Origin of the sequence: Methylobacterium durans (assembly GCF_003173715.1) — a bacterium.
GTDB classification, from domain to species: domain Bacteria; phylum Pseudomonadota; class Alphaproteobacteria; order Rhizobiales; family Beijerinckiaceae; genus Methylobacterium; species Methylobacterium durans.
The window spans coordinates 2783525-2807818 of the sequence record NZ_CP029550.1; the positions used below are offsets into that span (position 1 = coordinate 2783525).

At 72.3% G+C, this 24294-nt stretch carries 24 protein-coding genes; 18 read left to right on the top strand and 6 right to left on the bottom strand.

Going from position 1 to position 24294, the window contains the following annotated elements:
* The first annotated feature begins 73 nt into the window (after positions 1 to 73).
* Together DK389_RS12795 and DK389_RS12800 are read left to right on the top strand one after the other, a co-directional pair.
* A complete protein-coding gene (locus DK389_RS12795) occupies positions 74 to 397 on the top strand; it encodes an ArsR/SmtB family transcription factor (RefSeq protein WP_109890064.1) in 324 nt (107 codons plus the stop codon).
* Positions 398 to 606: 209 nt separating this feature from the next.
* Positions 607 to 1128, top strand: a complete 522-nt coding sequence (locus DK389_RS12800; RefSeq protein ID WP_109890066.1) for a GAF domain-containing protein — start codon at positions 607 to 609, stop codon at positions 1126 to 1128.
* A 180-nt stretch (positions 1129 to 1308) separates the two neighbouring features.
* On the opposite strand, the gene DK389_RS12805 is transcribed toward DK389_RS12800, so the two are convergent.
* Positions 1309 to 2544, bottom strand: coding sequence for a TetR/AcrR family transcriptional regulator (locus DK389_RS12805; RefSeq protein WP_109890068.1), 1236 nt, complete (start codon positions 2542 to 2544; stop codon positions 1309 to 1311).
* 129 nt (positions 2545 to 2673) lie between these two features.
* Positions 2674 to 3924, bottom strand: a complete 1251-nt coding sequence (locus tag DK389_RS12810; RefSeq protein WP_109890070.1) for an MFS transporter — start codon at positions 3922 to 3924, stop codon at positions 2674 to 2676.
* A 1064-nt stretch (positions 3925 to 4988) separates the two neighbouring features.
* Between DK389_RS12810 and DK389_RS12820 the strand changes: the two genes are divergently transcribed.
* Positions 4989 to 5894 (top strand): L,D-transpeptidase, encoded by a 906-nt coding sequence (locus tag DK389_RS12820; protein WP_109890074.1) that lies wholly within the window; start codon positions 4989 to 4991, stop codon positions 5892 to 5894.
* A 4-nt stretch (positions 5895 to 5898) separates the two neighbouring features.
* Here DK389_RS12820 and DK389_RS12825 read toward each other — a convergent pair whose 3' ends face one another.
* On the bottom strand, positions 5899 to 6567 hold the full coding sequence (locus tag DK389_RS12825) for a GntR family transcriptional regulator (RefSeq protein WP_109890076.1): 669 nt from the start codon (positions 6565 to 6567) through the stop codon (positions 5899 to 5901).
* A gap of 226 nt (positions 6568 to 6793) precedes the next feature.
* Between DK389_RS12825 and mdcA the strand changes: the two genes are divergently transcribed.
* The 7 genes from mdcA to DK389_RS12860 all read left to right on the top strand — a co-directional run bounded on the left by mdcA (position 6794) and on the right by DK389_RS12860 (position 13024).
* Entirely contained in the window at positions 6794 to 8440 is a 1647-nt protein-coding gene (mdcA, locus tag DK389_RS12830) for a malonate decarboxylase subunit alpha (RefSeq protein ID WP_109890078.1), read from the top strand.
* A 217-nt stretch (positions 8441 to 8657) separates the two neighbouring features.
* Positions 8658 to 8966, top strand: a complete 309-nt coding sequence (mdcC, locus tag DK389_RS12835) for a malonate decarboxylase acyl carrier protein (protein WP_109890080.1) — start codon at positions 8658 to 8660, stop codon at positions 8964 to 8966.
* A 2-nt stretch (positions 8967 to 8968) separates the two neighbouring features.
* Complete coding sequence (locus DK389_RS12840) at positions 8969 to 9889, top strand: biotin-independent malonate decarboxylase subunit beta (RefSeq protein ID WP_109890082.1); 921 nt, start codon at positions 8969 to 8971, stop codon at positions 9887 to 9889.
* Positions 9876 to 10592 carry a biotin-independent malonate decarboxylase subunit gamma gene (mdcE, locus tag DK389_RS12845; protein ID WP_109890084.1) on the top strand — a complete coding sequence of 239 codons (717 nt, stop codon included), beginning with the start codon at positions 9876 to 9878 and terminating at the stop codon, positions 10590 to 10592. Before DK389_RS12840 ends, mdcE begins: the two co-directional genes overlap by 14 nt.
* On the top strand, positions 10585 to 11244 hold the full coding sequence (gene mdcG / locus DK389_RS12850; protein ID WP_109890086.1) for a malonate decarboxylase holo-[acyl-carrier-protein] synthase: 660 nt from the start codon (positions 10585 to 10587) through the stop codon (positions 11242 to 11244). The genes mdcE and mdcG overlap by 8 nt, the downstream gene beginning before the upstream one ends.
* The gene (mdcB, locus tag DK389_RS12855; RefSeq protein ID WP_109890088.1) at positions 11241 to 12104 is read left to right on the top strand and encodes a triphosphoribosyl-dephospho-CoA synthase MdcB; all 864 of its coding nucleotides are present in this window, start codon (positions 11241 to 11243) and stop codon (positions 12102 to 12104) included. Before mdcG ends, mdcB begins: the two co-directional genes overlap by 4 nt.
* Entirely contained in the window at positions 12101 to 13024 is a 924-nt protein-coding gene (locus tag DK389_RS12860) for an ACP S-malonyltransferase (RefSeq protein WP_109890090.1), read from the top strand. The genes mdcB and DK389_RS12860 overlap by 4 nt, the downstream gene beginning before the upstream one ends.
* On the opposite strand, the gene DK389_RS12865 is transcribed toward DK389_RS12860, so the two are convergent.
* Together DK389_RS12865 and DK389_RS12870 are read right to left on the bottom strand one after the other, a co-directional pair.
* On the bottom strand, positions 13021 to 13359 hold the full coding sequence (locus DK389_RS12865) for a hypothetical protein (RefSeq protein ID WP_109890092.1): 339 nt from the start codon (positions 13357 to 13359) through the stop codon (positions 13021 to 13023). The two genes, DK389_RS12860 and DK389_RS12865, sit on opposite strands and share 4 nt — an antisense overlap.
* 132 nt (positions 13360 to 13491) lie before the next feature.
* Positions 13492 to 14532, bottom strand: coding sequence for an alpha/beta hydrolase (locus DK389_RS12870; protein WP_109896345.1), 1041 nt, complete (start codon positions 14530 to 14532; stop codon positions 13492 to 13494).
* 343 nt (positions 14533 to 14875) lie between these two features.
* Here DK389_RS12870 and meaB point away from each other — a divergent pair, with 343 nt between their 5' ends.
* From meaB to DK389_RS12885, 3 genes are all read left to right on the top strand, one after another.
* Positions 14876 to 15865: a methylmalonyl Co-A mutase-associated GTPase MeaB gene (gene meaB, locus DK389_RS12875; RefSeq protein WP_109896347.1), complete on the top strand. Its 990-nt coding sequence runs from the start codon at positions 14876 to 14878 to the stop codon at positions 15863 to 15865.
* Entirely contained in the window at positions 15862 to 16479 is a 618-nt protein-coding gene (locus tag DK389_RS12880) for a pyroglutamyl-peptidase I (protein ID WP_236960839.1), read from the top strand. Before meaB ends, DK389_RS12880 begins: the two co-directional genes overlap by 4 nt.
* A gap of 164 nt (positions 16480 to 16643) precedes the next feature.
* Positions 16644 to 16988 (top strand): CsbD family protein, encoded by a 345-nt coding sequence (locus DK389_RS12885; protein WP_109890094.1) that lies wholly within the window; start codon positions 16644 to 16646, stop codon positions 16986 to 16988.
* A 49-nt stretch (positions 16989 to 17037) separates the two neighbouring features.
* Here DK389_RS12885 and DK389_RS12890 read toward each other — a convergent pair whose 3' ends face one another.
* Entirely contained in the window at positions 17038 to 17823 is a 786-nt protein-coding gene (locus DK389_RS12890; RefSeq protein WP_109890096.1) for a 3-hydroxybutyrate dehydrogenase, read from the bottom strand.
* Between the two features lie 328 nt (positions 17824 to 18151).
* Between DK389_RS12890 and DK389_RS12895 the strand changes: the two genes are divergently transcribed.
* The 5 genes from DK389_RS12895 to DK389_RS12915 all read left to right on the top strand — a co-directional run bounded on the left by DK389_RS12895 (position 18152) and on the right by DK389_RS12915 (position 24085).
* A complete protein-coding gene (locus tag DK389_RS12895; RefSeq protein ID WP_109890098.1) occupies positions 18152 to 19105 on the top strand; it encodes an acetyl-CoA carboxylase carboxyltransferase subunit alpha in 954 nt (317 codons plus the stop codon).
* A complete protein-coding gene (locus DK389_RS12900; protein ID WP_236960841.1) occupies positions 19102 to 19833 on the top strand; it encodes a DUF1796 family putative cysteine peptidase in 732 nt (243 codons plus the stop codon). Before DK389_RS12895 ends, DK389_RS12900 begins: the two co-directional genes overlap by 4 nt.
* A 143-nt stretch (positions 19834 to 19976) precedes the next feature.
* Positions 19977 to 21725, top strand: a complete 1749-nt coding sequence (locus tag DK389_RS12905; RefSeq protein ID WP_109890100.1) for a L,D-transpeptidase family protein — start codon at positions 19977 to 19979, stop codon at positions 21723 to 21725.
* The gene (gene tsaE, locus DK389_RS12910; protein ID WP_194075199.1) at positions 21712 to 23298 is read left to right on the top strand and encodes a tRNA (adenosine(37)-N6)-threonylcarbamoyltransferase complex ATPase subunit type 1 TsaE; all 1587 of its coding nucleotides are present in this window, start codon (positions 21712 to 21714) and stop codon (positions 23296 to 23298) included. The genes DK389_RS12905 and tsaE overlap by 14 nt, the downstream gene beginning before the upstream one ends.
* Positions 23299 to 23335: 37 nt before the next feature.
* Positions 23336 to 24085, top strand: a complete 750-nt coding sequence (locus DK389_RS12915) for a nucleotidyltransferase family protein (protein WP_109890102.1) — start codon at positions 23336 to 23338, stop codon at positions 24083 to 24085.
* Positions 24086 to 24294 lie beyond the last annotated feature (209 nt).

The window sequence follows — 24294 nt, forward strand, 5'->3', positions numbered from 1 at the left end:
GCGGCTCCATGAGAGGGCGCGATATCACACACGATCTCAGGTACGATGCAAGTCATACCTTGCGAGCCGCGCGATGCCCGATGAACTCAGCCACCCGACCATGGACGAGATGGACCTGGGAGCGATCTTCGCGGCACTGGCCGACCCGCTCCGTCGCCAGGTGGTCATGACGCTCGCCGCCGACCCGGACGTCGTCCGAGACTGCAGTTCGTTCGACCTGCCGGTCACCAAGGCGACGCGCACCCATCATTTTCGCGTGTTGCGGGAAGCGGGCCTCATCCATCAGGTCGATCAGGGAAACAGCCGCACCAACCGGTTGCGCGCGGCGGAGTTGCGCCGGCGTTTCCCGGCGCTCGTCGACCTTCTCCTCACGGAGGCCCGATCCCGAAAGGCCTGAATTCGAACCGGATCTTCGTCACGGGTGATGCGCAACGCCTTCGATTTTTGCCTCGAAACGGGCCTTCGCAGCGTCGCGGCAGGAGGGCCGGAGGGGGCAAGCTTCCATGACGCCGAGCCTGCGAGAGCATCCGGCCCTGCTAACGCTGATCGGACAAGCCCTATCGGCAAGCCCTATCGGAATGCCCGTCCAAGCCTTAGCTTACGACCATGTTCGATGATCAGGCCCAGCTCGATCTGCGACTGGAGCGCGTCGGTGAACGCCTGGCAGCGGCTCGGTCTCTCGACGATGTCGTGGCTGCCTTGGGCCAGTCCGCAAGACTGGCGATCGCCTGTGACGGCATCGCCGTCGTCCTGCGGGATGACGGCTGCTGCAACTACGTTGCCGAGGACGCCATCCAGATGCTCTGGAAGGGCCAGCGCTTCCCGCTCGAGGCGTGTGTCTCGGGCTGGGCGATGCTGAATGCGGAGACGGCCGTCGTTCCGGACGTGAGCTTCGACCCGCGCGTCCCGGTCGCGCCCTACCAGAACAAGGCGATACGCAGCCTCGTGATGGCCCCGATCGGCTCGCCCGAGCCGGTTGCGGCACTCGGCGCATACTGGTGCGCGCTGACGTTCCTGGATGAGGGGACCGTTGCCCGCGTCGAGGCCGTGGCCGGTCTAGCCACTGAGGCCCTAGCCCGGATCCAGACAGGCAGCACGCAGCTCTCGCGTCGGCAAGCCTCGGCCTGATCGGCGGCGAGATCCACAACGCCCAGCCCGCGAACGTTCGCGTCGGAGAGGCCGCGCGCGTCTGCCGGACGACCCGAAGGGGCGCTGTGCCGCGTGTCGGTTGCCGGGCAGCGCCTCAACGACGGCTCACCACCCGGGAGCCAGCACCCGGCGCCGGGCAGAGCCGGTCGCGACCGGCCGTTACCCCGCCTCCGTCGCATAGAACCCCGCGAGGAGCGGATGGACGTAGTGGCGCTCGGCCGCTGCCGCGTCGATGCCCTCCGCCCAGGCGTCGAGCTCGGACGCGGCGTCGATCATGCTGTTGACGACCTGGGCGGCGATCGCCGGGTCGCAGGCGCGGATCGAGCCGTCCGCCACCCCGTCGACGATGGGGAAGGCGACGCGGTCCCAGAGCCGGTGCATCGTGCCGGTGACGCCGCCGCGCAGGTTGTCCGGCAGGGCGCCCACCGCGATCCAGCGCAGCAGCGGCCCGGATTCCGAGAGCTGGTGGCGCACCAGCGCGCAGCTCAGCGCCCCGAGCCGCTCCCAGCCCGTCCCCCCGGCCGCCTCCGCCGCGTCCTGCGTGCGGCGGATCCGGTCGAAGGTGCGGGTGAAGCAGTTGGCGACGAGGTCGTCCTTGTTGTCGTTGTGGTGGTAGAACGAGCCCTTGGTGACGCGCAGCTGCGCCGAGATCTTCTCCACCGAGGCGCCGCGGTAGCCCTGCTCGTTGATGAGGATCGTGGCCGCGCGCAGGAAGGCGTCGGTCGGCCCGGCCTCCGGCGCCGGCACCTCGACGCGGCGGGTGGGCGGCCAGGGACTTTCCGGCCCCGCGAGGCCGCGCAGGAGGAGATCCGCCACGCGCTCCGCGACGCGGGCGTAGTCGTCCGGCTCGTAGCGCTCGATCCAGACGCGCAGGGTCTGCACCACCGAGACGAGGAGGTGGGTGCGGGCGTTGCGGGCGATCCGGTCGAGCCCGGGCAGCGCCTCCGGTCCGACGAGCAGCGCCCGCATGCGCCGGTAGAAGGCGTTGTAGGCGGCAAACACCGTCCCGGCCTGCGGACTCGGCAGCGCGCGCACGTCGTGGAAGCGGATCAGGGCCGGCCGCTCGCCCGCGGCCATGGCGGCGAGGCCCCGCGCGTAGCGGTCGAGGAAGCCGCGCAGGCGCGCCTCGGGCGTCGGCTCCGCCTCGGCCTCCGCGATCAGCGCGTCGAGCCACGCGATCTTGGCCAGGAAGCAGGCCGCCGCGAGGTCCTCCTTGCGGCGGTAATAGTAGGTGATCGAGTTCGTCATCAGGCCGACGCTGCCCGAGACATCGGCGAGTGAGGTGCCGCGGATGCCCCGCTCGTTGAAGCGCTTGGCCGCCGCGTCGAGGATCGCCTGGCGCTTCTCGGCGAAGCGCTTGGTCTGCCGCGGGACGGAGCTGGTTGTGTCCGACATACTGAGGGTTGAGCATGGGCGCGCAGGGCTGACAAGCGCGCCCGCGCGGACGGCACCCTTGCGCATACCGCGGACACGAAAACGGGGACCGACCGGCCCCCGTCCCGCAATCCGCGCGGGCGCGGCGGATCAGACCGGTGCGGGCTCCAGCCGCCCGGCCGGAACGGGCGCGGGCTCGGCCAGCACCGTGCCGCGCGGCCCGATCCACTGGCCGACCCAGCGGCGCTGCCAGAGGACGAGACAGCCGAGCACCAGGGCCGCGAAGGCGGCGTAGCCGACGAAGCCGAGGGCGAAGGAGCCCGTGTACTGCTTGGACAGACCCATCACGTTGGGCAGGATCGCGCCGCCGAGCGCGCCGACCTCGCCGATCATCGAGCCGGCCACCGCCGTGTTGGTGGGCCAGCGCAGCGGCACGAGCTGGAACAGCGCGCCGTTGCCGGCGCCGAGCGCCGCGAAGCAGAGCATGAACAGGATCGTGGTCAGCGCGAGCGAGGGGGCCGAGGTGAGGAGCAGGAAGGAGGCGATGGCCGCGAGCAGCACCACGGTGAGCACCAGCACGCCGCCGACCCGGTCGGCGAAGTAGCCGCCGACGATGCGGATGCCCGAGCCCATGATGGCGGCGAGCATGGTGAGGCGCCCGGCCTCGACCTTGGTGACGGCGAACTGCTCGTAGAAGAAGGTCGGCAGGAAGTTCGACAGGCCGATGAAGCCGCCGAAGGTGATGATGTAGACGAGGCTGAACGCCCAGCCGTCCTTCTGGAACAGGCAGGCGACGTGCTGGCGGAAGGATTGGTGCTCGCGGTCCGGCGGCTCCTTGGCGAAGACGATCATCACGACGAGGGGGATCAGCATCACGACGCCCGCGAAGCCGTAGACGGCCTGCCAGCCGTAGGCCTGGGCGAGCGGGGGCGCGAACAGCACGGCGAGCACCGTGCCCGAGTTGCCGGCCCCCGCGATGCCCATGGCGAGGCCCTTGTGCTGGGGCGGGAACCAGCCGGAGCCGAGCGACAGGGCGACGCCGAAGGAGGCGCCGGCGATGCCGAGCAGCACGCCCATGGCGAGCACGTCGTTGAAGGTGTGGACCAGGAAGAAGCCGAAGGCCATCGCCGCGATGATGAGGCTCATCTCGGTGATCGCCGCGTTCTTGCGGCCGATATACTGGGCGAGCACGCCGAGCGGGAAGCGCATGATCGCGCCCGCCATGATCGGCAGCGAGATCATGAACCCGGTCTGGGCCGGGCTGAGATGGTAGGTCTCGGTGATGAACGGGCCCATGGCGCCGTTCAGGACCCAGATCGCGAAGCAGAAATCGAAGTAGAGGAACGCGGCGAACAGGGTCGGGGGGTGACCCGACTTCATCACGGTCTTGAAGCTGGCCATTCGAAGGTGCTCGTCTCTTGGTGCGGCGCGCGCACGCTGCCGCTCTGCCGGGGAAGCCGGACTCACACCGTCCGCATTGCGGGGCGCCGTTGCCCCGCGCGCCGCGCCGGGGCGCGACGGGGGCGGCAAAGCAGCAAATGTGCCAGAGGCATGGACGGGAGAATGGCTGCGCTCAGGAGCGGACGGCGCCCGGGCCGCTGCGACGATCCGGATGTTTGCTGCACCGCAAGGCAGCCTGCCCAGGAAACGGGCGGTAACCCCGCCCACCTTTCCCGGACACGAGAGGTCGAGTGCGCAGGAGCGCACCGGATGCGGTATTCAGGTCTTTCCGGAGAAGGCGCACCCCTCACCCGGTCGGCTGACGCCGACTCAGGCCTCCCGGATGGGAGAGGGGGACCGCGCCGGCCTCAGCGGCAGGCGGTGACCGTCCGCACGATCCAGCCCTCGCCCTCCTGCCAGAGCTTGCGCCGGCTGCGGGTGCAATTGGCCGCCGGGGCCTCGCCGGCGGTCCAAGTGACGGCCGGGGCGCCCCGGGCACCTTTGCGGACGCCTGCGTGGGCGCAGCGCGCGCCGCGGCCGCCGGCTCCGCGGCCGCCGGCTTCTTGCCCGCGCGCGCCTCGGCGGGGGCGACCATCCACGATGCGGCGAGCGCGAGCGCGAGGAAGGTCGCGCGGACGGGCCGAGACAGGAGAACCGGCACGGGACGAATCCAGGATGGGGAGACGGCGAATCGCGGTTGGATATGCGCTCGCCCCGACCGCCCCGCAATCGCCGCGACCCCTCTTTCCCCATGCCGTCATCCGAAATGGTGAAGAGGAGCCTCACCCGGAAGGTGTAGGTCCGGCCGGGCCTGTGTCGGATCGGTAACGTTGCCCGCGCGACGCGGCCCGGCTCCGCGTCGCGGGACGTGACGGGCGAGCCCCACATTTGCTAAGGCAGGTCAAGACCGAGCTTGGCCGCCGCGCTCGGACGGCGCGAACTCGGCTCCAAGGCCCGGTTCCAAGGCCCGCCGCCCAACCACGGTCGGACGACGGCACGGGCCCCGAAGGGACGTTTCGCATTCCATGTCCAGACTGACGCGCCGCACGCTGCTCACAGGCTCGATGACGAGCCTCGCGCTGCTCCATTCCACGATCCCCGGCCTCGCCCAGGGCGGGCCGCCGCCCGAGGACGCGATCGACGGCTTCGGCGGCTACGACGACGACCGGCTCTACCGCGACGAGGCCGGACAGCTCTACCGCCGCCGCGGCGGCCAGTACGTGCCCTATTCGGGCCGCGAATCCTACGGCCGGCCGGTGCCGGGCACCGAGCGCGCCCCGCCGCCCCGCCAGAGCGCAGACGAGGCGCCCCCGCCGAAGGGCGCGCCGGTACCCAAGCTCGGCGAGAACCGCCCGATCGACGACGGCCCGATCGACTTCGCCCGCGCCTATGCGGGGATCGCCGACGACGCCTTCCCGATCCAGCCCTTCAACTGGAAGAAGGCGAACCCGGTCTTCCTGCGCCAGGAGGTCTCCTTCAACGGCCGCTACGAGCCCGGGACCATCGTGGTCGATCCGCGCGCCCACCACCTCTTCCTCGTCCAGTCGGGCGGGCGGGCGCGGCGCTACGGGGTCGGCGTCGGCAAGCAGGGCTTCTCGTGGTCGGGCAACGCGACCATCAACTCGAAGCAGGCCTGGCCGGACTGGTACCCCCCCAAGGAGATGATCGCCCGCACGCCGAAACTCGCCCGCGAGGTCAGCCAGCTCCAGAGCGGCCTCGGCGTGCCGGGCGGCACCCGCAATCCGCTCGGCGCCCGGGCCCTCTACCTGTGGCAGGGGAACAAGGACACGCTCTTCCGCATCCACGGGACGCTGGAGCCGACCTCGATCGGCCACAGCGTGTCTTCGGGCTGCATCCGCATGATCAACCAGGACGTGATCGACCTCTACGGCCGCGTCGGCGTCGGCACCAAGGTAGTGGTGATCACCTGAGGAGTCAGTCGCCCGTGTGCTCGGCGATGTAGCGCCCGAGCGCGCTCGCGGCGTTGAGCATGTGGGCGCGCATCCGGCGGGCGGCCGCCTCGCCGTCGCCCTCCGCGATCGCCGCCAGGATCTCGCCGTGCTCGATGCGCGAGCGCTGGATGCGCTCGCCCTGGCGGAGCTGCGTCCGGCGGAAGGCCGCGAGCCTTGTGCGGATCGCGAGCGCTTGCTCGGCCATGAAGGCGTTGTGGGTCGCCCGGTAGAGCGCCTCGTGGAAGGCGCGGTTGAGGGCGTCGTAGGCGTCGACATCCCCCGCCTCGACCATGGCGCCCGCGCTCTCGTGCAGGTCGAGGAGCCCGCTCCGCTCCAGCGGCGTCATCCGGTAGGTGGCCAGCCGCACGCACATCGCCTCGACCTCGGCGGTCGTCTCGAACATGTCCATGATGCGCTCGGGCGTCATCCGGGTGACGACGACGCCGCGGCGCGGGCGCACCTCCACGAGGCCGCTCACGGCGAGCTGGCGCAGGGCCTCGCGGACCGGCGTGCGCGAGGCGCCGAAGCGGTCGGCGAGGTCCTGCTCGTCGAGCGCGATGCCGGCCGCCAGCGTGCCCGCCGCGATCTCGTCCGTCAGCGCGTTGCGGATCTGGTCCGAGAGCAGCCCGCGCGCTCCGACACTCTCGTCCATGGGGCCTGTCCGATCCTTCCGACGGAGGCCCGCCTGTATGCGAGTCTCCCTATACGTCCGCCATCCGTATCACGAACCCCGTACATCCGGCAGTCATGTATACGAAAAATTTGACTTCCGGCCCGCACGGGCTCAGACAGGGAGCCGTACCGGCCGTCCGGATGCAGAGCCGCCCCGATCGAGGGTCCCTGTATGCGGATGAGCCCACGATCAGGGAGCGGATCGGATGTCGGGCTGGCGCCAGGAGCGTGCGGAGCGGGACGCGCGGATCGAGGCGGGGCGCGCCCACGCCTCCGGGAAGGTCGTGCCGGCCGGGCGCGCGGTCGATCTCCTCGAGGCGGTCCTGCGGCCGGGCGACCGGGTCTGCCTGGAGGGCGACAACCAGAAGCAGGCGGATTGCCTCGCCCGGGCACTGAGCCTCTGCGACCCGGCGAAGGTCCACGACCTGCACATGGTCCAGTCCGGCATCGTGCTGCCGGAGCACCTCGACATCTTCGAGCAGGGCATCGCGAAGCGGCTCGACTACTCGTATTCCGGGCCGCAGGGCGGGCGTATCGCCCGGATGCTGTTCGGCGGGCAGATCGAGCTCGGGGCGGTCCACACCTACCTCGAACTCTTCGCCCGCTACTTCGTCGACCTGACGCCGCAGGTGGCGCTGATCGCGGGCGTCTCGGCGGACCGGGACGGCAACCTCTACACGGGGCCGAACACCGAGGACACGCCGACGGTGGTCGAGGCCACCGCCTTCAAGAACGGCGTCGTCGTCGCGCAGGTCAACGAGATCGTGGAGCGCGTGCCCCGCGTCGACATCCCGGGCGACCGGATCGACTTCGTGGTCGAGGCCGACAGGCCCTTCTACGTCGAGCCCCTCTTCACCCGCGATCCGGCCGCGATGACCGAGACGCAGATCCTGATGGCGATGATGGCGATCAAGGGGATCTACGCCGAGTACGGCATCCGCCGCCTCAACCACGGCATCGGCTTCGGCACGGCGGCGATCGAGCTGCTGCTGCCGACCTACGCCGAGAAGCTCGGCCTCAAGGGCAGGATCGCCACCCACTGGGCGCTCAACCCGCACCCGACCCTGATCCCGGCGATCGAGTCGGGCTGGGTGCAGCAGGTCCATTGCTTCGGCTCGGAAGTCGGCATGGACCGCTACATCCGCGAGCGGCCGGACGTGTTCTTCACGGGCGCCGACGGCAGCCTGCGCTCGAACCGGGCCTTCTGCCAGACGGCCGGCCTCTACGCCTGCGACCTCTTCATCGGCTCGACGCTCCAGATCGACCTCGCGGGCCATTCCTCCACGGTGACGCAGTCGCGGGTGGCGGGCTTCGGCGGCGCGCCGAACATGGGCTCGGACCCGCACGGGCGCCGCCACCCCTCCGACACCTGGATGAAGGCGGGGCGCGAGGCAGAGATCGTCGGCGACCCGGCCCTGATGCGCGGGCGCAAGCTCGTGGTGCAGATCGTCGAGACCTTCGGCGACAAGCTCGCGCCGGCCTTCGTCGAACGGCTCGACGCGCTGGAACTCGCGAAGAAGATCGGGCTCGAACTCGCCCCCGTGATGGTCTACGCCGACGACGTCACCCACATCGTCACCGAGGAGGGCATCGCCAACCTCCTCCTCTGCCGTACGGCGGACGAGCGCGAGCAGGCGATCCGCGGGGTCGCGGGCTACACCGAGGTCGGGCGCGGGCGCGACCGCGCCATGGTCGAGTCGCTGCGCGCGCGGGGTATCGTGCGCCGCCCGGAGGATCTCGGCATCGAGCCCCTCGACGCGGACCGCTCGCTGCTCGCGGCCAAGTCGATCAAGGATCTCGTGCACTGGTCGGGCGGCCTCTACGACCCGCCGGCCCGGTTCCGGAACTGGTGAGGACGCGGGCGATGCCGCTCACCGCCGGAACAGGTTGCGCCGGACAGGGCGCGGGTCCCCTCTCGTTCCGAGAGGGACAGGGTGAGGGATACAGGTTCGTCCGGACGGGTCGCACCCCTCACCCGGTCCGCATCCTGCGGACTCGACCTCTCCCGAACGGGAGAGGTGGTGCGGCGCGTTTCCCCGGTCGGATCCGGAATCGAGGAAGGCTGACGCCATGGAAAGACTGACCTTCCGGCACGCCACCAAGGCGCCGCTCGCCGGGGCGAAACCCCTCGCGATCACCGGCGTCGTCGCCTCGGGCAACCTCGAAGTGCTCCTGGAGCGGACCCTGCCGCCCGATGCCTGCACGGTCGAGATCGAGACGCCGATCCACGGCTACGGCGACGTCTGGGAGGCGGTGGTGGCGGATTTCGTCGCCCGCGCGCAGCCCGGGGGCCTGCGCATCACGATCAACGACGGGGGCGCCCGCCCCGACACGGTGTCCCTGCGCCTTCTCCAGGGCGCAAGGCTGATGGAGGCGTGACGTTGAGCGAGCGCATCACCGATCCCCGCGCCGCGAGCTGGTACGAGGCGAGCGCGCGGGCCCGCCTCGACGGGCTGCTCGACCCCGGCAGCTTCACCGAGATCCTCGGCCCCGAGCAGCGCAGGATGAGCCCGCACCTGCCGCTCTTCGACCTGCCGCGGGCCTTCGACGACGGCATGGTCGTGGGCTCCGGCCGCCTCGACGGAAGGCCGGTGCTCGTCGCCGCCCAGGAGGGCCGCTTCATGGGCGGCGCCTTCGGCGAGGTGCACGGGGCCAAGCTCGTCGGGCTCCTGCGCGCCGCCCCGGCGCTCAAGCCGGCGGCCGTCCTCATCCTGTTCGACACCGGCGGCGTGCGCCTGCAGGAGGCCAATGCCGGCGAGACCGCCATCGCCGAGGTGATGCGGGCGATCGCCGAGGTGCGCGCGGCCGGCATCCCCGTGATCGGCCTGATCGGCGGCCGGGCCGGCGCCTATGGCGGCGGCGGCCTCATCGCCGGCACCTGCTCGCGGCTCGCCGTCTCCGAGGGCGGGCGCATCAGCGTCTCGGGCCCGGAGGTGATCGAGACCAACAAGGGCGCGGAGGAGTTCGATTCCCGCGACCGGGCCCTGGTCTGGCGCACCATGGGCGGCAAGCACCGCCGCCTGATCGGGGGCGCCGACGCCTTCGTGGACGACACGGTGGCGGCCTTCCGCGCGGCCGCCCTCGACCTGATCGGCCGGGCCCCGGCCTTCGACCTCGCGACGCTCGAGGCCGAGCAGGCGCGGCTGGAGCGGCGCCTGTCAGATTTCGGCGATTGCCGTGACGCGACCGAGATCTGGGGCCGGCTCGGCGTCAACGATCCGGCCGAGGTGCCCGGCCTGACGGCGGCCGATTTCGACGCCCTCGTCGCGGGATTGCGGGAGACCACCCATGACGCTCGCTGAGATCCTCGCCTCGCTCTTCCCCGAGGGCCACGACGTCACCGTCGCGGACGGCCTCGTGAGCGGCGACGGCCCCTTCCGGAACGGCCGGCTCGCCGTCGTCGGGATCGACGGCAACACCCCTCTCGGCGTCGAGGGCGCCGCCCGCCTCGCGGGGTCCGTCCTCGACGTGGTGCGCCGGGGCGGGGGCACCCCGATCCTCGTCGCCATCGATTCCGACAGCCAGCGCATGAGCAGGCGCGACGAGCTCCTCGGTCTGAACGAGTATCTCGCCCACCTCGCCAAGTGCCTCCTACTCGCCGACCGCAGCGGCCACCCGACGATCGGCCTCGTCTACGGCCACACGGCGGCCGGCGCCTTCATCGCGACCGCGCTCGCGACCCGGGTGCTGGCGGGCCTGCCCGGCGCCAGCCCGAGCGTGATGGACCTGCCCTCCGTCGCCCGCGTCACCAAGCTGCCCCTCGACCGGCTGGAGGCGATGGCCAGGGACACCCCCGTCTTCGCCCCCGGCCTCGACAACATGGTGAAGACCGGCGCCGTCCACGCCGTGCTCGATCCCGCGCAGCCGCTCGGGCCCCAGATCGCGGGCCTGATCGACGCTCTGCCGGCCTCCGACACCCGCGACGCCCTCGGCGCCGAGCGGGGCGGGCGGCCGGTGGCGCAGGCCATCGCCGCCGAGGTGGCGCGGGACGCGAGCCTTGGCTGACGCCTTCCGGCGCCACGATCTCCTCGACGTGGAGCCCGGCGCCTGGGAGGCGGCGCTCGCGAGCCGCACCGACCTCGACGGCGCTCCGCAAGTGGCGGACTGGGTTCGGCGGGGCTTCCCCGTCATCGTGCGGCGGCGCCATCCGGGCGAGGCGGCGGGACCCGTGCCGGTCGGCCTCCCCCTTCCGCCCGCCGACGGGAAGCGCCGCATCGGCCTCGCCCTGCCGCCCGGATCGGTGCAGGCGCGCGCACCCGTCGCCGCGGCGCGGGCCGTCGCGGCGGCCCCCGAGGCATGGCGGCCGGTCCTCGAAGACCTCGACGGCCTCGGGCGCCGCCACGGCGTCGTCCCGCACCTGTTCGGCGGGCTCCTCTGGCAGCACCTGACGGGCCTCGCCTACCTCTCGGCCACCTCCGACCTCGACCTGCTCTGGCCCGTCTCCGGCGCCGTGCCGCCGGGCCTCCTCGACGGCATCGCGGCGATCGAGGCCGGGGCACCGATGCGCCTCGACGGCGAGATCCTGCTGCCCGACGGCAGCGGCGTGAACTGGCGCGAGCTGCGCGCGGCCGAACCCGGCGCCAGCGTGCTCGTGAAGGGCATCGACCGGGCCGCCCTTCGCCCCGCCGACGCCGTGCTGGCCGGGGGCGCGGTTTGAGCGCGCTCGCGCTCCGACGCGCCTCCGAGCGGGGCGACGACCGGGCCGCTGCCATCGGCCGGCTCGCGGTCGAGGCCCTGCGCCTCGAACTGGAGACCTATCCGAAGCCCGGCCTCGTCAGCCACGTCGACAGCGGCAGCCACGCGGACATGGAGGCGGCGACCTTCCGGGCGAGCGCCGCCGCCCTCGAACCCTGGTTCGCCGCCCTTGCCCGGGCTGGCGAGGCGGGCGAGCCGATGCCGGCCCTGCGCCGCCTCGGCATCGCGGCCGAGGCCGAGATGCGGGCGGCGACGGGCGGCGTGAACACCCACCGGGGCGCCATCTTCGGCCTCGGCCTGCTCTGTGCTGCCGCGGGCCGGGACCCGGCAGAGCCCGCAGAGCCGCAGGGGCGGCTCGGCGCGCGCGTCCGGGCGCGCTACGCGGAGGGCATCCTCGACGGGCCGGAACTGCTCCACGCCCCCGGGGCACGGGCACGGCGGCGGCACGGAGTCGGAGGCGCACCGGCCGAGGCGGCTGCGGGGTTCCCGACTCTCTACCGCGTCGGTTTGCCGGCTCTGCATCGGGGGCGCCGGCTGCGGCCCGGCGATCCGGAGGCGGCCCGCGTCGAGACCTGCCTCGCGCTGATCGCCGCGCTCGAGGACACCAACCTGCTGCACCGGGGTGGCACCGAGGGCTACGCCTTCGCGCGCGAGGAGGCTGCCCGCTTCATCGCGGAGGGCGGGGTGGGCCGCGCGGATTGGCGCGTCCGCGCCGAGGCGCTGCATCGCGGCTTCGTCGCCCGCAACCTCAGCCCCGGCGGGGCGGCCGACCTCCTCGCCATGACGCTGTTCGTCGACGCCGTCGAGGGGGGCGGGGCGTGACCCTCGCCGTCCTGCTCTCCGGCCAGGGCGGCCAGCATCCCGGCATGTTCGACCTCACGGCCGATCTGCCGGAGGCGGAGGCCATCTTCGCGGCGGCCGCTTCCCTCCTCGGCGACGATCCGCGCGCGCTGGTTCGGGCGGGCGGTCCCCGCCTCCACGAGAATCGCGCGGGGCAGATCCTCGTCTGCACCGCGGCGCTCGCCGCATGGACCCTGGTGCGGGACGCGAGCCCGGCGCGCAGCCTCGTCGCGGGATACAGCATCGGCGACCTCGCCGCCTGGGGCTGCGCCGGCCGGTTCGCGCCGGAGACGGTGCTGCGCCTCGCCGCGGCGCGCGCCGAGGCGATGGATGCGGCCGCCGCCTCCGGACAGGGGCTCGCCGGCATCCGCGGCCTGCCCCGGTCACGGATCGGCGCGATGGCCGAGGCGCGGGGCTGCCACCTCGCCATCCTGAACGCACCCGACAGCGTGGTGGTGGGCGGGGCGCTGCCGTCCCTGGAAACCGTCTGCACGGAGGCGTTGGCGGCCGGCGCCCAGCGCGCCGTGGTGCTGCCCGTGCACACGCCCTCGCACACGCCGATCCTGGCCGGGGCGACGGCGGCGTTCCAGGGCATCCTCCGGAGCGCGCCCGCGACGCGGCCGCCCCGCGGCGCCCCGCGCCTCCTCAGCGGCCTCGACGGCGCGCCCGTCTTCGACGGGGATGCCGGACTGGAGAAGCTCGGCCGGCAGATCTCGCACACGATCGACTGGGCCGCCTGCCTGGAGGCGGCCCGGGAATACGGCGCGACCCGGGTCCTCGAACTGGGGCCCGGCCACGCGCTGGCCACGATGGCGCGGGCGGCGCTGCCCGGGGCCCGGATCCACGCGCTGGAGGATTTCCGCTCGGCCGCGGGCGTCGCGGAGTGGCTGCGGGCGGACTAGGAGTGGAGGGCGTCGTCGTCCGCGTCCTCGTCGATGTCGAGGAGGAAGACGATGTCGGCCTCGTCCTCGTCCTCCTCGGATTCGGCGTGGCGCGGGTCGGTCTCGAAATCCGCGTCCGCATCGTCCTCGGCCAGCGCGTCCTCGAAGACCTCGATCTCGTCCTCGGTGGCCGGGCGCACCTTCAGCTCGGAGGTGCCGTTCCAGAGCGGGCGGCCCTCGCTCGTCATCGCCTGGATGTCTTCCTTGAAGCCGTCGCAGGTGAAGAGGTCGCGCGCCACCTCCTCGGTGCCGTTGATGACCGCCACTGCGGTTCCGTCGATCTCAAGGGTGAACATGGGCGACTCCCTGTCTGCCGAGGCGCCCGTGTACGAGGGTTGCCGGGCCGCGCCAAGACGTCTTGGCGCCGTCCCGGCATGCTCGTGTGATGGCGGCGCCGGGCGCCGGCTCGGCTCGCGGCGATCGCGGCGTCAGGCGCCGCCGCCGACCCGCGCGATGGCGCGCTTGACCACGCCCTGCACCTCGGGGTTCGACAGGAACAGGTCGTGGTTGATGAGCCCGCCGCCGTAATCGGAGGCGTCGGCCACCCGCACGCCGAGCGCCTCGAGCCGCTCCCGGTCGGCGGCGCCCGCGCGGACGACGCCGCCCGCGATGGTGCTCGACAATTCGAGTGCCCGGTCGTTCGTGGAGGAGATCACGGTGATCTTGTTCACGTCCGGCCCCAGCCGCTCGACGCCCTTCGTGAACAGGTCGATGTCGATGTCGGGCGCGGCGAGCACCACGGCGCCGATCCGGGCCATCGCGGCCTCGCCCGCCTCGGCCCGCAGCATCCGCAGGGTCTCGAGGGTCAGCAGCGTGCCCATCGAGTGGGCGACGAGGTTGATGCGGCCGCCGCTCGGCGAGGCGGCGAGCGCCTTGAGCAGGTCCTCGAACGCGTCGCGGGACCAGAGCGCGCTCTCGCGGTCGTAGCCGTAATCGAAGGTGGCCGCCGCGGAGGGCCAGGTGAACAGCCCCGAGACGCCGCGGAAGCGGATGCCGTCCGAGAGGCGCGCCGCGCTGACCGCGGCCGATTCGAAGGATTCGCGGTAGCCGTGGACGTAGATCAGCACGTCGCGCCCGAGGGCGGCCTGCGCGAAAGCCTCGGGTGCGCCCCCGCCCGTCTCGACCTTCGGCACGGCCCCGATGGTCCAGTCGCCGGTGACGACGGAGGAGACCTTGCCGAGGAGCGAGCGGTCGGGCGGCGACAGGCGCACCTCGGCGAAGCTGAGGCCCCGACCGCGCTCGGAGCTGAAATAGGGCGCCTTCGGCGGGCTGCCGACCGGCTTGCGCGTCGTTGCCACGAGGAGCACCGGCATCACGTCGAGGGCCGATTGGCGCTCGGGCCCGACGACGGCACCCGTCACGAGGCCGTCGGCGACGCAGGCGCCGAGGCCGGGCGCCAGGGCCGTCGCGCCGAGAAGCGCCGCGAGACGGACGAATCTGCGTCGGGTGGGCCGGTCTGTCTCACGCATCGTCATCGTCGCTGGCCCCGCTCGGTGGCCGGTCTCGCGAGGGAGGCCGGGCCGGTCTCCCTAGCCCCTGGCCCACAATCTTGGCCATGACAGGGCACGGGCGTGACGGGCCCGCATGTGGATTGCGGGCAGGGGGTGGAGTGTGGCGTGCGCGGCACAGGCGGGCGGCTCGCGCCCGGAGTTTCCTGCCGCGGTGGAGCATGATCGCGATCAACGCGCCGGCGTCGCGTTCCTGATCGCTCGCGCGGCCGGGCATGCGTCCCGGCGGCGCGATCCGGACTCGTCCCGTTTCAATTTCCTGCCGCCCCTCGACGAACGGCCGCGCTCCCGGCATGTAGGGGCCATGGCCCCTCCGCCCCTCGATCTCGACCGGATCCGCGAGCGCCTGCTCGCGGGCGACCGCGCCGCCCTGGCCCGCGCCATCACCCTCGCCGAATCGCGGCGCGCCGACCACCGGGCGGCGGCGCGCGACCTCATCGACGCCGTGCTCCCCCGGACCGGCAAGGCGATCCGGGTCGGCATCACCGGAGTGCCCGGCGTCGGCAAGTCGACGACGATCGACGCCCTCGGGGCCAACCTGACGGAGGCCGGCCACAAGGTCGCGGTCCTCGCCGTCGACCCGTCCTCGACGCGCACCGGCGGTTCGATCCTCGGCGACAAGACCCGGATGGCGCGGCTCGCCATCGATCCGAACGCCTTCATACGGCCCTCGCCCTCCTCGGGCACGCTCGGCGGCGTCGCCGCCAAGACCCGCGAGACGATGCTGCTCTGCGAGGCGGCGGGCTTCGACGTGATCCTCGTCGAGACGGTGGGCGTCGGCCAGTCCGAGACGGCGGTGGCCGACCTCACCGACTTCTTCCTCGTCCTGATGCTGCCGGGCGCCGGCGACGAGCTCCAGGGGATCAAGAAGGGCATCCTCGAACTCGCCGACATGATCGCGGTCAACAAGGCCGACGACGGCGAGGGCGAGCGGCGGGCGAACGCGGCGGCCTCGGAATATCGGGCCGCGCTCCACATCATGACGCCGGCCTCCGCCACTTGGACGCCGCCGGTCGTCACCGTCTCGGGCCTCAACAACAAGCGCCTCGACACGCTCTGGCAGAAGATCGTCGACCACCGCGAGAAGCTCACCGCCACGGGCGAGATCGCCAAGCGCCGCCGCGAGCAGGACGTGAAATGGATGTGGGCCCTCGTGCACGAGCGCCTGCATCAGCGCCTCGTCGGCTCGGCGGAGGTGCGAAAGGCCACCGCCCAGGCCGAGGCGGACGTCGCGGGCGGGACGCATTCCCCGGCCGCGGGCGCGGAGGCGATCGCGACCCTGATCGGGCTGTGAGCGGGCACCTCTTGGTCACCGGTTTCGGGCCGTTCCCCGGCATGACGCGCAATCCCAGCGCGGCGCTCGCCCGGCGCCTCGGCGCCCTGCCGGCCCTGCGGCTGGCCCTCGGCGGCTCGCCGCGCGTGCTCGTGCTGCGGACGGCCTACGATGCCATACCCGAAATCCTGGAGCCGGCCCTCGCGGAGACTCCCGCGGCTGTGCTCATGTTCGGCGTGTCCGGCCGCGCCCGGCGGATGCGGATCGAAGTCCGGGCCCGCAACCGCGCGAGCCGGCTGTTTCCCGACGCGACCGGGCGCCGGGCCGCGCGCCTCGCCCTCGATCCGGTAGGGCCCTCCGAGCGGACGAGTCCGGCGGCTCCCGCCGCGGTCGCGATCCTGCGCCGCCACGGCGTGCCGGTCGCGGCCTCGCGGGATGCCGGGCGATACCTCTGCAACGCCAGTTACTTCCGGGCGCTCGCCGAACCCTGCCCGGTGCTGTTCGTCCATATTCCGCCAGGTCCCCGCACCCGCCGCCCGCCGGGCGCCCGGCCCGCCCTCGATCCGCAGCGGACGGGCAGGGCGCTCGCCGCCGTCGCGAGGATGCTGACCCGGCGCGCAGGCCGAGGCTTCTGAAGCAGCCCCTCGCGGGGGAGCGACATCCGGGCCTCGTCCGCGGGCACCGCACCAAAAAGTGCGGACCTTGGCGGTGCACAAATGCCTCCTCGGGCGTTTGCAAGTCCGACGGAGCCGGCGGCCCGCCCCCGCGGACGCACGGCGACCGAGAGAGGAGATCAGCCATGGTTGATACGGATCGCATCGTCGGGACCGCCAAGGAAGTCGGCGGAAAGGTGCAGGGCGCGGCGGGCGACTTCGCCGGCTCGTCCCGCGACTCGGTCGAGGGCCGCTTCCGCGAGGCGCAGGGGCGCGCGCAGGACGCCTACGGGCAGGCCAAGGACACGCTCCGCAACGTGGCGGACGACCTGTCGGACTACGCGGGCGACGCCTACGAGCGCGGCGGCGCCTATGTCCGCGATGGCCGCCGGGTCGTGGGCGAGCGCGTCGAGGAGAACCCGCTCATCGCGCTCCTGATCGCGGGCGCCGTCGGCTACGGCCTCGCCTTGCTGCTGCACGGCCGCCGATAGGACGAGAGCGCGCCCCCCCTGGCCCCGGCGGCCGGGGGGGCGGCGCCCCTCACTGCGCCGTCCAGCCGCCGTCGACGGAGAGATTCGCGCCGGTCATCTGCGTCGCCGCGTCCGAGCACAGGAACACGGCGATCGCCGCCACCTGATCGACGGTGACGAAGTCCTTGGTCGGCTGCGCCTTCAGCAGCACCTCCTCGATCACCTGCTCCTTCGTCATGTTGCGGGCCTTCATCGTGTCCGGGATCTGGCTCTCGACGAGCGGCGTCCAGACGTAGCCCGGCGAGATGCAGTTCACGGTGACCCCATGGGTCGCGAGTTCGAGGGCGACCGACTTGGTCATGCCGACGAGCCCGTGCTTGGCCGCCACGTAGGCGGACTTGAACGGCGAGGCGACGAGCGAGTGGGCCGATGCGATGTTGACGATCCGCCCGAAGCCCCGCGCCTTCATGCCGGGCACGGCCGCGCGGATGGTGTGGAAGGCCGAGGACAGGTTGATCGCGAGGATCGCGTCCCATTTCTCGGTCGGAAATTCCTCGACCGGCGACACGTACTGGATGCCCGCATTGTTCACGAGCACATCGACGCGGCCGAAGGCCCCCTCGGCCTCCGCCATCATGCCGGCGATCTCGGACGGCTTCGTCATGTCGGCGCCCGAGTAAAGCACGCGCACCCCGCTCTCCGCCTCGATGCCGGCGCGGGTCCGCTCGATCTGGCCCGGATCGCCGAGGCCGTTGATCATCACGTCCGCCCCCTCCCGGGCGAGGGCCTTGGCGATCGCGAGCCCGATGCCGCTCGTCGAGCCCGTGACCACGGCGGCCTTGGATTGAAGAATCATGGTGCGCCTCGCTGGCGGCCGTGGCGCGGAGCGGCCGCGGCCTCGGACGCCCGTTGTAGCGGCAGGGAGCGGGCGCGGTCACCCGGGGGAGCGGGGGGAGGGCCTGACGCTCGCCGGATCTTGTCGCTTCTCCGGGCCGCCGTTGACAGGCCAGCCGCGCTTCGCCAGTTTCCGCGCCGCTCGAGGACCGGCCATCCGCGAGGCCGATGCGCGCCGGCTCCTCGCCGCGCCGCCGCATCGTCGCCATATCGGCCTGCCAATGGCCCGCGTGGCGTGCACGTCCGCGTTGTCGGTCCGGTGCCCTCCCGAACGATTTTCAGACGGTGTGATGCGCTCCTATCTCGACTTCGAAAAGCCCGTCGCGGAGTTGGAGGCGAAAGTCGAGGAGCTCAAGGCGATGGGCGCCCGCGACGGCGCCGTCTCGATCAGCGAGGAGGTCGGCCGGCTCGAGACCAAGGCCGCCCAGGCGCTGGCCGAGGTCTACGCGAACCTGACCCCCTGGCAGAAGACGCAGGTCGCCCGCCATCCGCTGCGGCCCCACTTCGTCGATTACTGCGCCGGGCTCATCACCGAGTTCTCGCCGCTCGCGGGCGACCGCAGCTTCGGAGAGGACGAGGCGATCGTCGGCGGGTTCGGGCGCTTCCGCGGCCGGCCGGTCTGCGTGCTCGGGCAGGAGAAGGGCTCGACCACCGAGACGCGCCTGCGCCACAATTTCGGGATGGCGAAGCCCGAGGGCTACCGCAAGGCGGTGCGCCTGATGGAGCTCGCCGACCGCTTCGGCCTGCCGGTGCTCGCCTTCGTCGACACGGCCGGCGCCTTCCCGGGCATCGAGGCGGAGGAGCGCGGCCAGGCCGAGGCGATCGCCCGCTCGACGGAAGCCTGCCTGTCCCTCGGCGTTCCCAACATCGCCCTCGTCATCGGCGAGGGGGGCTCGGGCGGCGCGATCGCCATCGCCACGGCCAACCGCGTCCTGATGCTGGAGCACGCGATCTACGGGGTGATCTCGCCCGAGGGCGCCGCCTCGATCCTGTGGCGCGACCAGGGCCGGGCGCACGACGCCGCGACCGCCATGAAGATCACCGCCCAGGACCTGCTGCGCCTCGGCATCATCGACACGATCGTGCCCGAGGCGACGGGCGGGGCCCACCGCGACCGCGAGGCGGCGATCGCGGCGGCGGGCAATGCCCTGGCCGCGGCGCTCGCCGAGTTCGACGGCGTGGGCGCCGCCGAAATCCGCGACCGGCGCGCGGCGAAGTTCCTCGAGATCGGCCGGAAGCTGTGAGGCTCCCGGGGGAGGGGCCGCTCGGGATCCGCCCCCTCGCCGCCGGCCTGCTGCGCTCGCTCCGGCGCGTGCGCGGCGACGCCCGCGAGCCGGGGCTCGTCAATCACGTCTCGCTCGGCAGCCACTGCCACACCGCGCAGGTGCTCAAGACGCTCGGGCTGCGGACGTGGTCGGGCCCGTTCGACTGGATCTTCACCATGCCCGGCATGGTCCGCGACTGCCTCGCGGACGATTTCGCGGCCCTGCTCGACCGCTCGCACTACGAGACGATCCCCGTCGCCGAGCGCCTCGAGCCCGGCATCCAGCGCTGCCGCCACCGGCTCTATGCCGAGCGCTACGGGCTGCCCTGCGTCTTCAACCATCACGACCCCGCCGAAAGCGAGGCGGATTACGCCTTCCTGTCGGCGGGCGTGCGCCGGCTGCGCTCCGCGCTCGCGAACCGAGACGCGTCGAACCATTTTTGGTTGATGACGGCCTACGAGACGCCGGCGGATCTCGCGAACGAGATCTGCGACCTTTTGGCGCATCATGGTGCAGGGAACCGGCTGACCTTCCTGCATCTCGTGCCCGGCCAAGAGGGTGCGCGCCTCGTCCCGATGCCCCCCGGCCGGCACAACCTGCGCTCGATCAGGGTCGAGATGATCTCGGCCTCGGTCGGCCTGCGCTTCGGCCGGGCGGAGGACGACGCCCTCCTCGCCGATCTCGTCACCGCGGAAGCCGCGCCGTAACCGCTGTTCACAGGCGGTCGAGAGCGTGTCTTCCCGATCATTGCGGTAAGGGGCGGGTAAGTTTAACGAAGCTAATGGGTTGGGGAGTGACGTTCGACGGGAGACCATCCCGCGGGCGGTGATTTCGAGGACCGGGGTTCCCCATGGCTGTGCGTCCGCTCGCGGCTGCGAGTCTCGTTGCGCTCGCGATCTCCCTCGGCGCTTGCCAGGACAGCACATTCGGCGGCGGCGGCTCGACCCGCCATCTCACGCCCATCCCGCAGAAGACCCTCGCCTTGATGCAGACGAAGGGCATGTCGCAGACTGACCCCATCCTGATCCGCGCCTACAAGAAGGAGGCGGAGATGGAGGTGTGGAAGCGCGGCTCGTCGGGTCAGTACGCCCTGCTCAAGACCTTCCCGATCTGCCGCTGGTCGGGCCAGCTCGGGCCGAAGACGAAGCAGGGGGACCGGCAGGCGCCGGAGGGCTTCTACACGATCACGCCGGGTCAGATGAATCCGAATTCGTCCTATTATCTCTCCTTCGACACCGGCTACCCGAACGCCTTCGACCGGGCGAACGGTCGCAACGGCAACTACATCATGGTGCACGGCACCTGCTCGTCCGCAGGGTGCTTCGCGATGACCGACGAATCGATGGCGGAAATCTACGCCATCGCGCGCGAGGCCTTCGCAGGCGGGCAGCGGGGCTTCCAGTTCCAGTCCTATCCGTTCCGGATGACGGCGCAGAACTTCGCCCGGTTCCGCAACGATCCGAATGCGGCCTTCTGGAAGAACCTGAAGGAAGGGTCGGATTACTTCGAGGCTCTGAAGGACGAGCCGCGCGTCGGCCTGTGCGGCAACCGCTACGTGTTCGGCGGCGCCGATGCGGCCGCGGGCTCCTGCAGCCCGAAGGTCGATACGCTGGTCGCCGAGAAGCGCGAGCGCGACAACCGCGAGATCGCCGAACTCGTTGGCAAGGGCACGACGGCGACGCGGGTGGTCTACGACGACGGCGGCCAGAACCCGGTCTTCCGTCAGCAGCCCCAGCAGGCGAGCGCCTTCGCGAGCCTCGGGAGCGGCGCCGAGGAGGGCGTCGCCTACGCGCCGAAGGACTATGCCCGGCACAATCTCGGGGAGGTGAGCCGGCCCGAGACCCTCGCTGCGGGCCCGCGCGAGATCGAGGTCGACGCCAAGGGCCGGCCCCTGATGACGGCGAGCATCGAGGCGCCGATCCCGACGAAGGCCGCGGCCGCGGCCCTGGCCCGCGAGGAGGAGCGGAAGGGCACGCGCAAGGAGGAACCGAGCCTCGTGGCGCAGGCGGCGCCTGCAACCGAGGCAGCCAAGCCGGCGACGCCCGCCCGGGTCACCGTGGCGGACGCCGACGGCGACCCCTCTGCCTATCAGAAGGTGTTCGGCAACCTGTTCGCCAAGGGGAATCCGGCCCCCGCGACGCCCGCCGCGGATGCCGCAACCGTGCCGGCTGTCGTCGCTGCTCCGGAGCCGCCGAAGCCCGTCAAGCCGGCGCACGCCGTGAAGGCGACGGCGCCCGTCAAGCCGGTGCCGCCCGCCAAGACCGCCCAGGCCGTGACGCCGGCGCCCGCTCAGGCCGCCCGCAAGGAGGCGGCAACCCCCCTGCGAAGACGTCGAAGCCCGAGGCCAAGGCCGAGGCCAAACCCGCCGAGAAGACGGCTTCGGCGAAGAACTGACGCCGTCGCCGGCCGAAGATTGCCTCTGCCGACGGGACGCGCCGCCGCACGCGGTGACCGCCAGCGCGAGGGCGCGTATGCGCCCTCGCGCGACTTAAGCCGCCGGGCGATTTTGGTTAAGAAACCTTCGCTAAGAACGGTTGCATGTGCGTTTCCCCCTGTGAGAACGCCCGCTGCAGGGTTCGGAGGACATGGCGGTGAGTGAGGACGGTCCGGACATGCAGGCGCACGGCCCCGCGACCGCGCCCCCCTGGGAGATCGTGCTTCCCGAAGAGAGCGCGACGGAGGATCTCGGCCGTTTCCTCGCCGAACTGCTCCAGCCCGGCGACCTCGTGGCGCTCTCCGGCGGCCTCGGCGGCGGCAAGACGACGCTCGCCCGCGCCCTGATCCGCGAGCTGACCGGCGAGCCGGACCTCGACGTGCCGAGCCCGACCTTCACCCTGGTCCAGCCCTACGAGGGCCTGCGCGGGCGTGCGATCGTCCACGCCGACCTCTATCGCCTCCGCGGACCGGACGAACTCGTCGAACTCGGCTTCGACGAGATGACGGAGGAGGCCATCACCCTCGTCGAGTGGCCCGAGCGCCTGCCGCCGCGCGAGGGCCCGGTCCTCTCGGTCGACCTGTCGCTCCGGCGCGAGTTCGGCGAGGGCTCGCGCTTCGCCAGCATCGACGGCAGCGGCGGCATACGCGCCCGCCTCGACCGGGCCCGCGCCCTCCGGGGGCTCCTCGTGCGCGCCGGCTGGGACGAGGCCGAGCGCGAGCCCATGCAGGGCGACGCGTCCACCCGCGCCTACGAGCGCCTGCGCAAGACCGACGGCACGACGGCGATCCTCGTCATCTCGCCGCCGCGCGCCGACGGGCCGCCCGTGCGCGACGGCAAGCCCTACAGCGCCATCGTGAGGCTCGCCGAGAGCGTGCACGCTTTCGTCGCCGTCGACCGCGGCCTACGGGCGCTCGGCTTCTCGGCGCCCCGGATCTACGGCGAGGACCTCGCCTCGGGCCTCCTGATCCTGGAGGATCTCGGCACCGAGCCGGTCGTCGACGCGAGCGGCCCGCGGCCCGAGCGCTACGCGGAGGCGGTGCGGGTGCTCGCCAAGCTCCACGCCATGGAGTTGCCGAACGTGCTGCCGGTGGCGGACGGGATCGAGCACGTCCTGCCGACCTACGATGCGGAGGCGCTGCTGTTCGAGGCCGAATTGCTGCCCGAATGGTACGCGCCCGCGATCCGCGGCGTCACGCTCTCGCCCGCGGCCCGGGACGACTTCCTCGCACTCTGGGCCGAGGCCCTCCGCGGCGCGATCCCTGAGCGCCCGACCTGGACGCTGCGCGACTACCATTCGCCGAACCTGATCTGGCTGCCCGAGCGCGACGGGCTGGAGCGGGTCGGCCTGATCGACTTCCAGGATGCGGTGCTCGGCCACCCGGCCTACGATGTCGCCTCGCTCCTGCAGGACGCCCGCGTCGACGCGAGTGCCGAGTTCGAATTGCGGCTCCTCGGCCTCTACGTGCGCGAGCGCCGGGCCCGCGAGCCCGATTTCGACATGCAGGGCTTCGCCCGCGCCTACGCGCTGCTGGCCGCGCAGCGCGCCACCAAGATCCTCGGCATCTTCGCCCGCCTCGACCGGCGCGACGGCAAGCCGGGCTACCTCGCCCACCTGCCGCGCATCGAGGGCTACCTCGCCCGCAACCTCGCCCACCCGGCGCTCGCGCGCCTGCGCCTGTGGCACGAGGAGCACCTGCCCGACCTCGCCGCCCTCGTGGCGAGGCCCGAGGCTTGAACCACCCCCTGCAACGACCGGTCCCGCGAGCCCACGCATGAGCGCGCACGTCACGAATCCGCCCGCCATCACCTGCGCCTTCGTCCTCGCGGCCGGGCTCGGCAAGCGCATGCGGCCGGTCACGGCGACCTTGCCGAAGCCCCTCGTCGAGGTCGCCGGAAAGGCGCTCCTCGACCACGCCCTCGACCGGGCGGCCGAGGGCGGCATCACGCGGGCCGTCGTCAACGTCCACTGGCTCGCCGACCTGATCGAGGGGCATCTCGCCCGGCGGGACGGCCTGCCCGAGATCGCGGTCTCGGACGAGCGCGCCGCGCTCCTCGAGACCGGCGGCGGCGTGCGCAAGGCCCTCGGCCTCGTCGGGGCCGACCCGTTCGTGGTCTTCAACTCGGATTCCTTCTGGCTCGAAGGGCCGGAGTCGAATCTCGCGCGCCTCATCGCCAAATGGGATCCGGCGGCGATGGACATCCTGCTCCTCGTCGCGCCGACGGCGACCAGCCTCGGCTACGAGGGCGCGGGCGATTTCGTGATGGACCCGGACGGGCGGCTGGAGCGGCGGGGCGAGCGCGAGGTCGCACCCTTCATCTACGCGGGCGTCGCCATCCTGAAGCCGGAACTCTTCGCGGGCACGCCCGAGGGCTCGTTCTCCCTCAACCTCCTGTTCGACCGCGCCATCGCCCGGGAACGGCTCTACGGCCTGCGCCTCGACGGCCAGTGGCTCCATGTCGGCACCCCGGAGGCGATCGCCGCCGCGGAGGATCGGGTTCGGACGAGCGCACAGCTGCCGTGAGGCCACGCTTCATTGCGGAACGAAGAGCGAACGGTTACGTGTAATCCGGCTTCAGCGACAATCGGCGATGGCGATCGGCAGGCGAGACGAAGACGTGGTGATGGCCGGCAGGTTTCTCCCCATCCCCGGGTTCGTCTCGACGTCCCACCGCTCCCGTTCGGGAGAGGTCGCGTGCGCGCCAGCGCACCGGGTGAGGGGGCGACCCCCTC

Excerpts from the sequence above, each read along its gene's own strand:
- DK389_RS12795 (WP_109890064.1), top strand. The coding sequence starts at position 74 with ATGCCCGATGAACTCAGCCACCCGACCATGGACGAGATGGACCTGGGA.
- DK389_RS12800 (WP_109890066.1), top strand. The coding sequence starts at position 607 with ATGTTCGATGATCAGGCCCAGCTCGATCTGCGACTGGAGCGCGTCGGT.
- DK389_RS12805 (WP_109890068.1), bottom strand. The coding sequence starts at position 2,544 with ATGTCGGACACAACCAGCTCCGTCCCGCGGCAGACCAAGCGCTTCGCC.
- DK389_RS12810 (WP_109890070.1), bottom strand. The coding sequence starts at position 3,924 with ATGGCCAGCTTCAAGACCGTGATGAAGTCGGGTCACCCCCCGACCCTG.
- DK389_RS12820 (WP_109890074.1), top strand. The coding sequence starts at position 4,989 with ATGTCCAGACTGACGCGCCGCACGCTGCTCACAGGCTCGATGACGAGC.
- DK389_RS12825 (WP_109890076.1), bottom strand. The coding sequence starts at position 6,567 with ATGGACGAGAGTGTCGGAGCGCGCGGGCTGCTCTCGGACCAGATCCGC.
- mdcA (WP_109890078.1), top strand. The coding sequence starts at position 6,794 with ATGTCGGGCTGGCGCCAGGAGCGTGCGGAGCGGGACGCGCGGATCGAG.
- mdcC (WP_109890080.1), top strand. The coding sequence starts at position 8,658 with ATGGAAAGACTGACCTTCCGGCACGCCACCAAGGCGCCGCTCGCCGGG.
- mdcE (WP_109890084.1), top strand. The coding sequence starts at position 9,876 with ATGACGCTCGCTGAGATCCTCGCCTCGCTCTTCCCCGAGGGCCACGAC.
- DK389_RS12865 (WP_109890092.1), bottom strand. The coding sequence starts at position 13,359 with ATGTTCACCCTTGAGATCGACGGAACCGCAGTGGCGGTCATCAACGGC.
- DK389_RS12870 (WP_109896345.1), bottom strand. The coding sequence starts at position 14,532 with ATGCGTGAGACAGACCGGCCCACCCGACGCAGATTCGTCCGTCTCGCG.
- meaB (WP_109896347.1), top strand. The coding sequence starts at position 14,876 with ATGGCCCCTCCGCCCCTCGATCTCGACCGGATCCGCGAGCGCCTGCTC.
- DK389_RS12885 (WP_109890094.1), top strand. The coding sequence starts at position 16,644 with ATGGTTGATACGGATCGCATCGTCGGGACCGCCAAGGAAGTCGGCGGA.
- DK389_RS12890 (WP_109890096.1), bottom strand. The coding sequence starts at position 17,823 with ATGATTCTTCAATCCAAGGCCGCCGTGGTCACGGGCTCGACGAGCGGC.
- DK389_RS12895 (WP_109890098.1), top strand. The coding sequence starts at position 18,152 with ATGCGCTCCTATCTCGACTTCGAAAAGCCCGTCGCGGAGTTGGAGGCG.
- DK389_RS12905 (WP_109890100.1), top strand. The coding sequence starts at position 19,977 with ATGGCTGTGCGTCCGCTCGCGGCTGCGAGTCTCGTTGCGCTCGCGATC.
- tsaE (WP_194075199.1), top strand. The coding sequence starts at position 21,712 with ATGGCGGTGAGTGAGGACGGTCCGGACATGCAGGCGCACGGCCCCGCG.
- DK389_RS12915 (WP_109890102.1), top strand. The coding sequence starts at position 23,336 with ATGAGCGCGCACGTCACGAATCCGCCCGCCATCACCTGCGCCTTCGTC.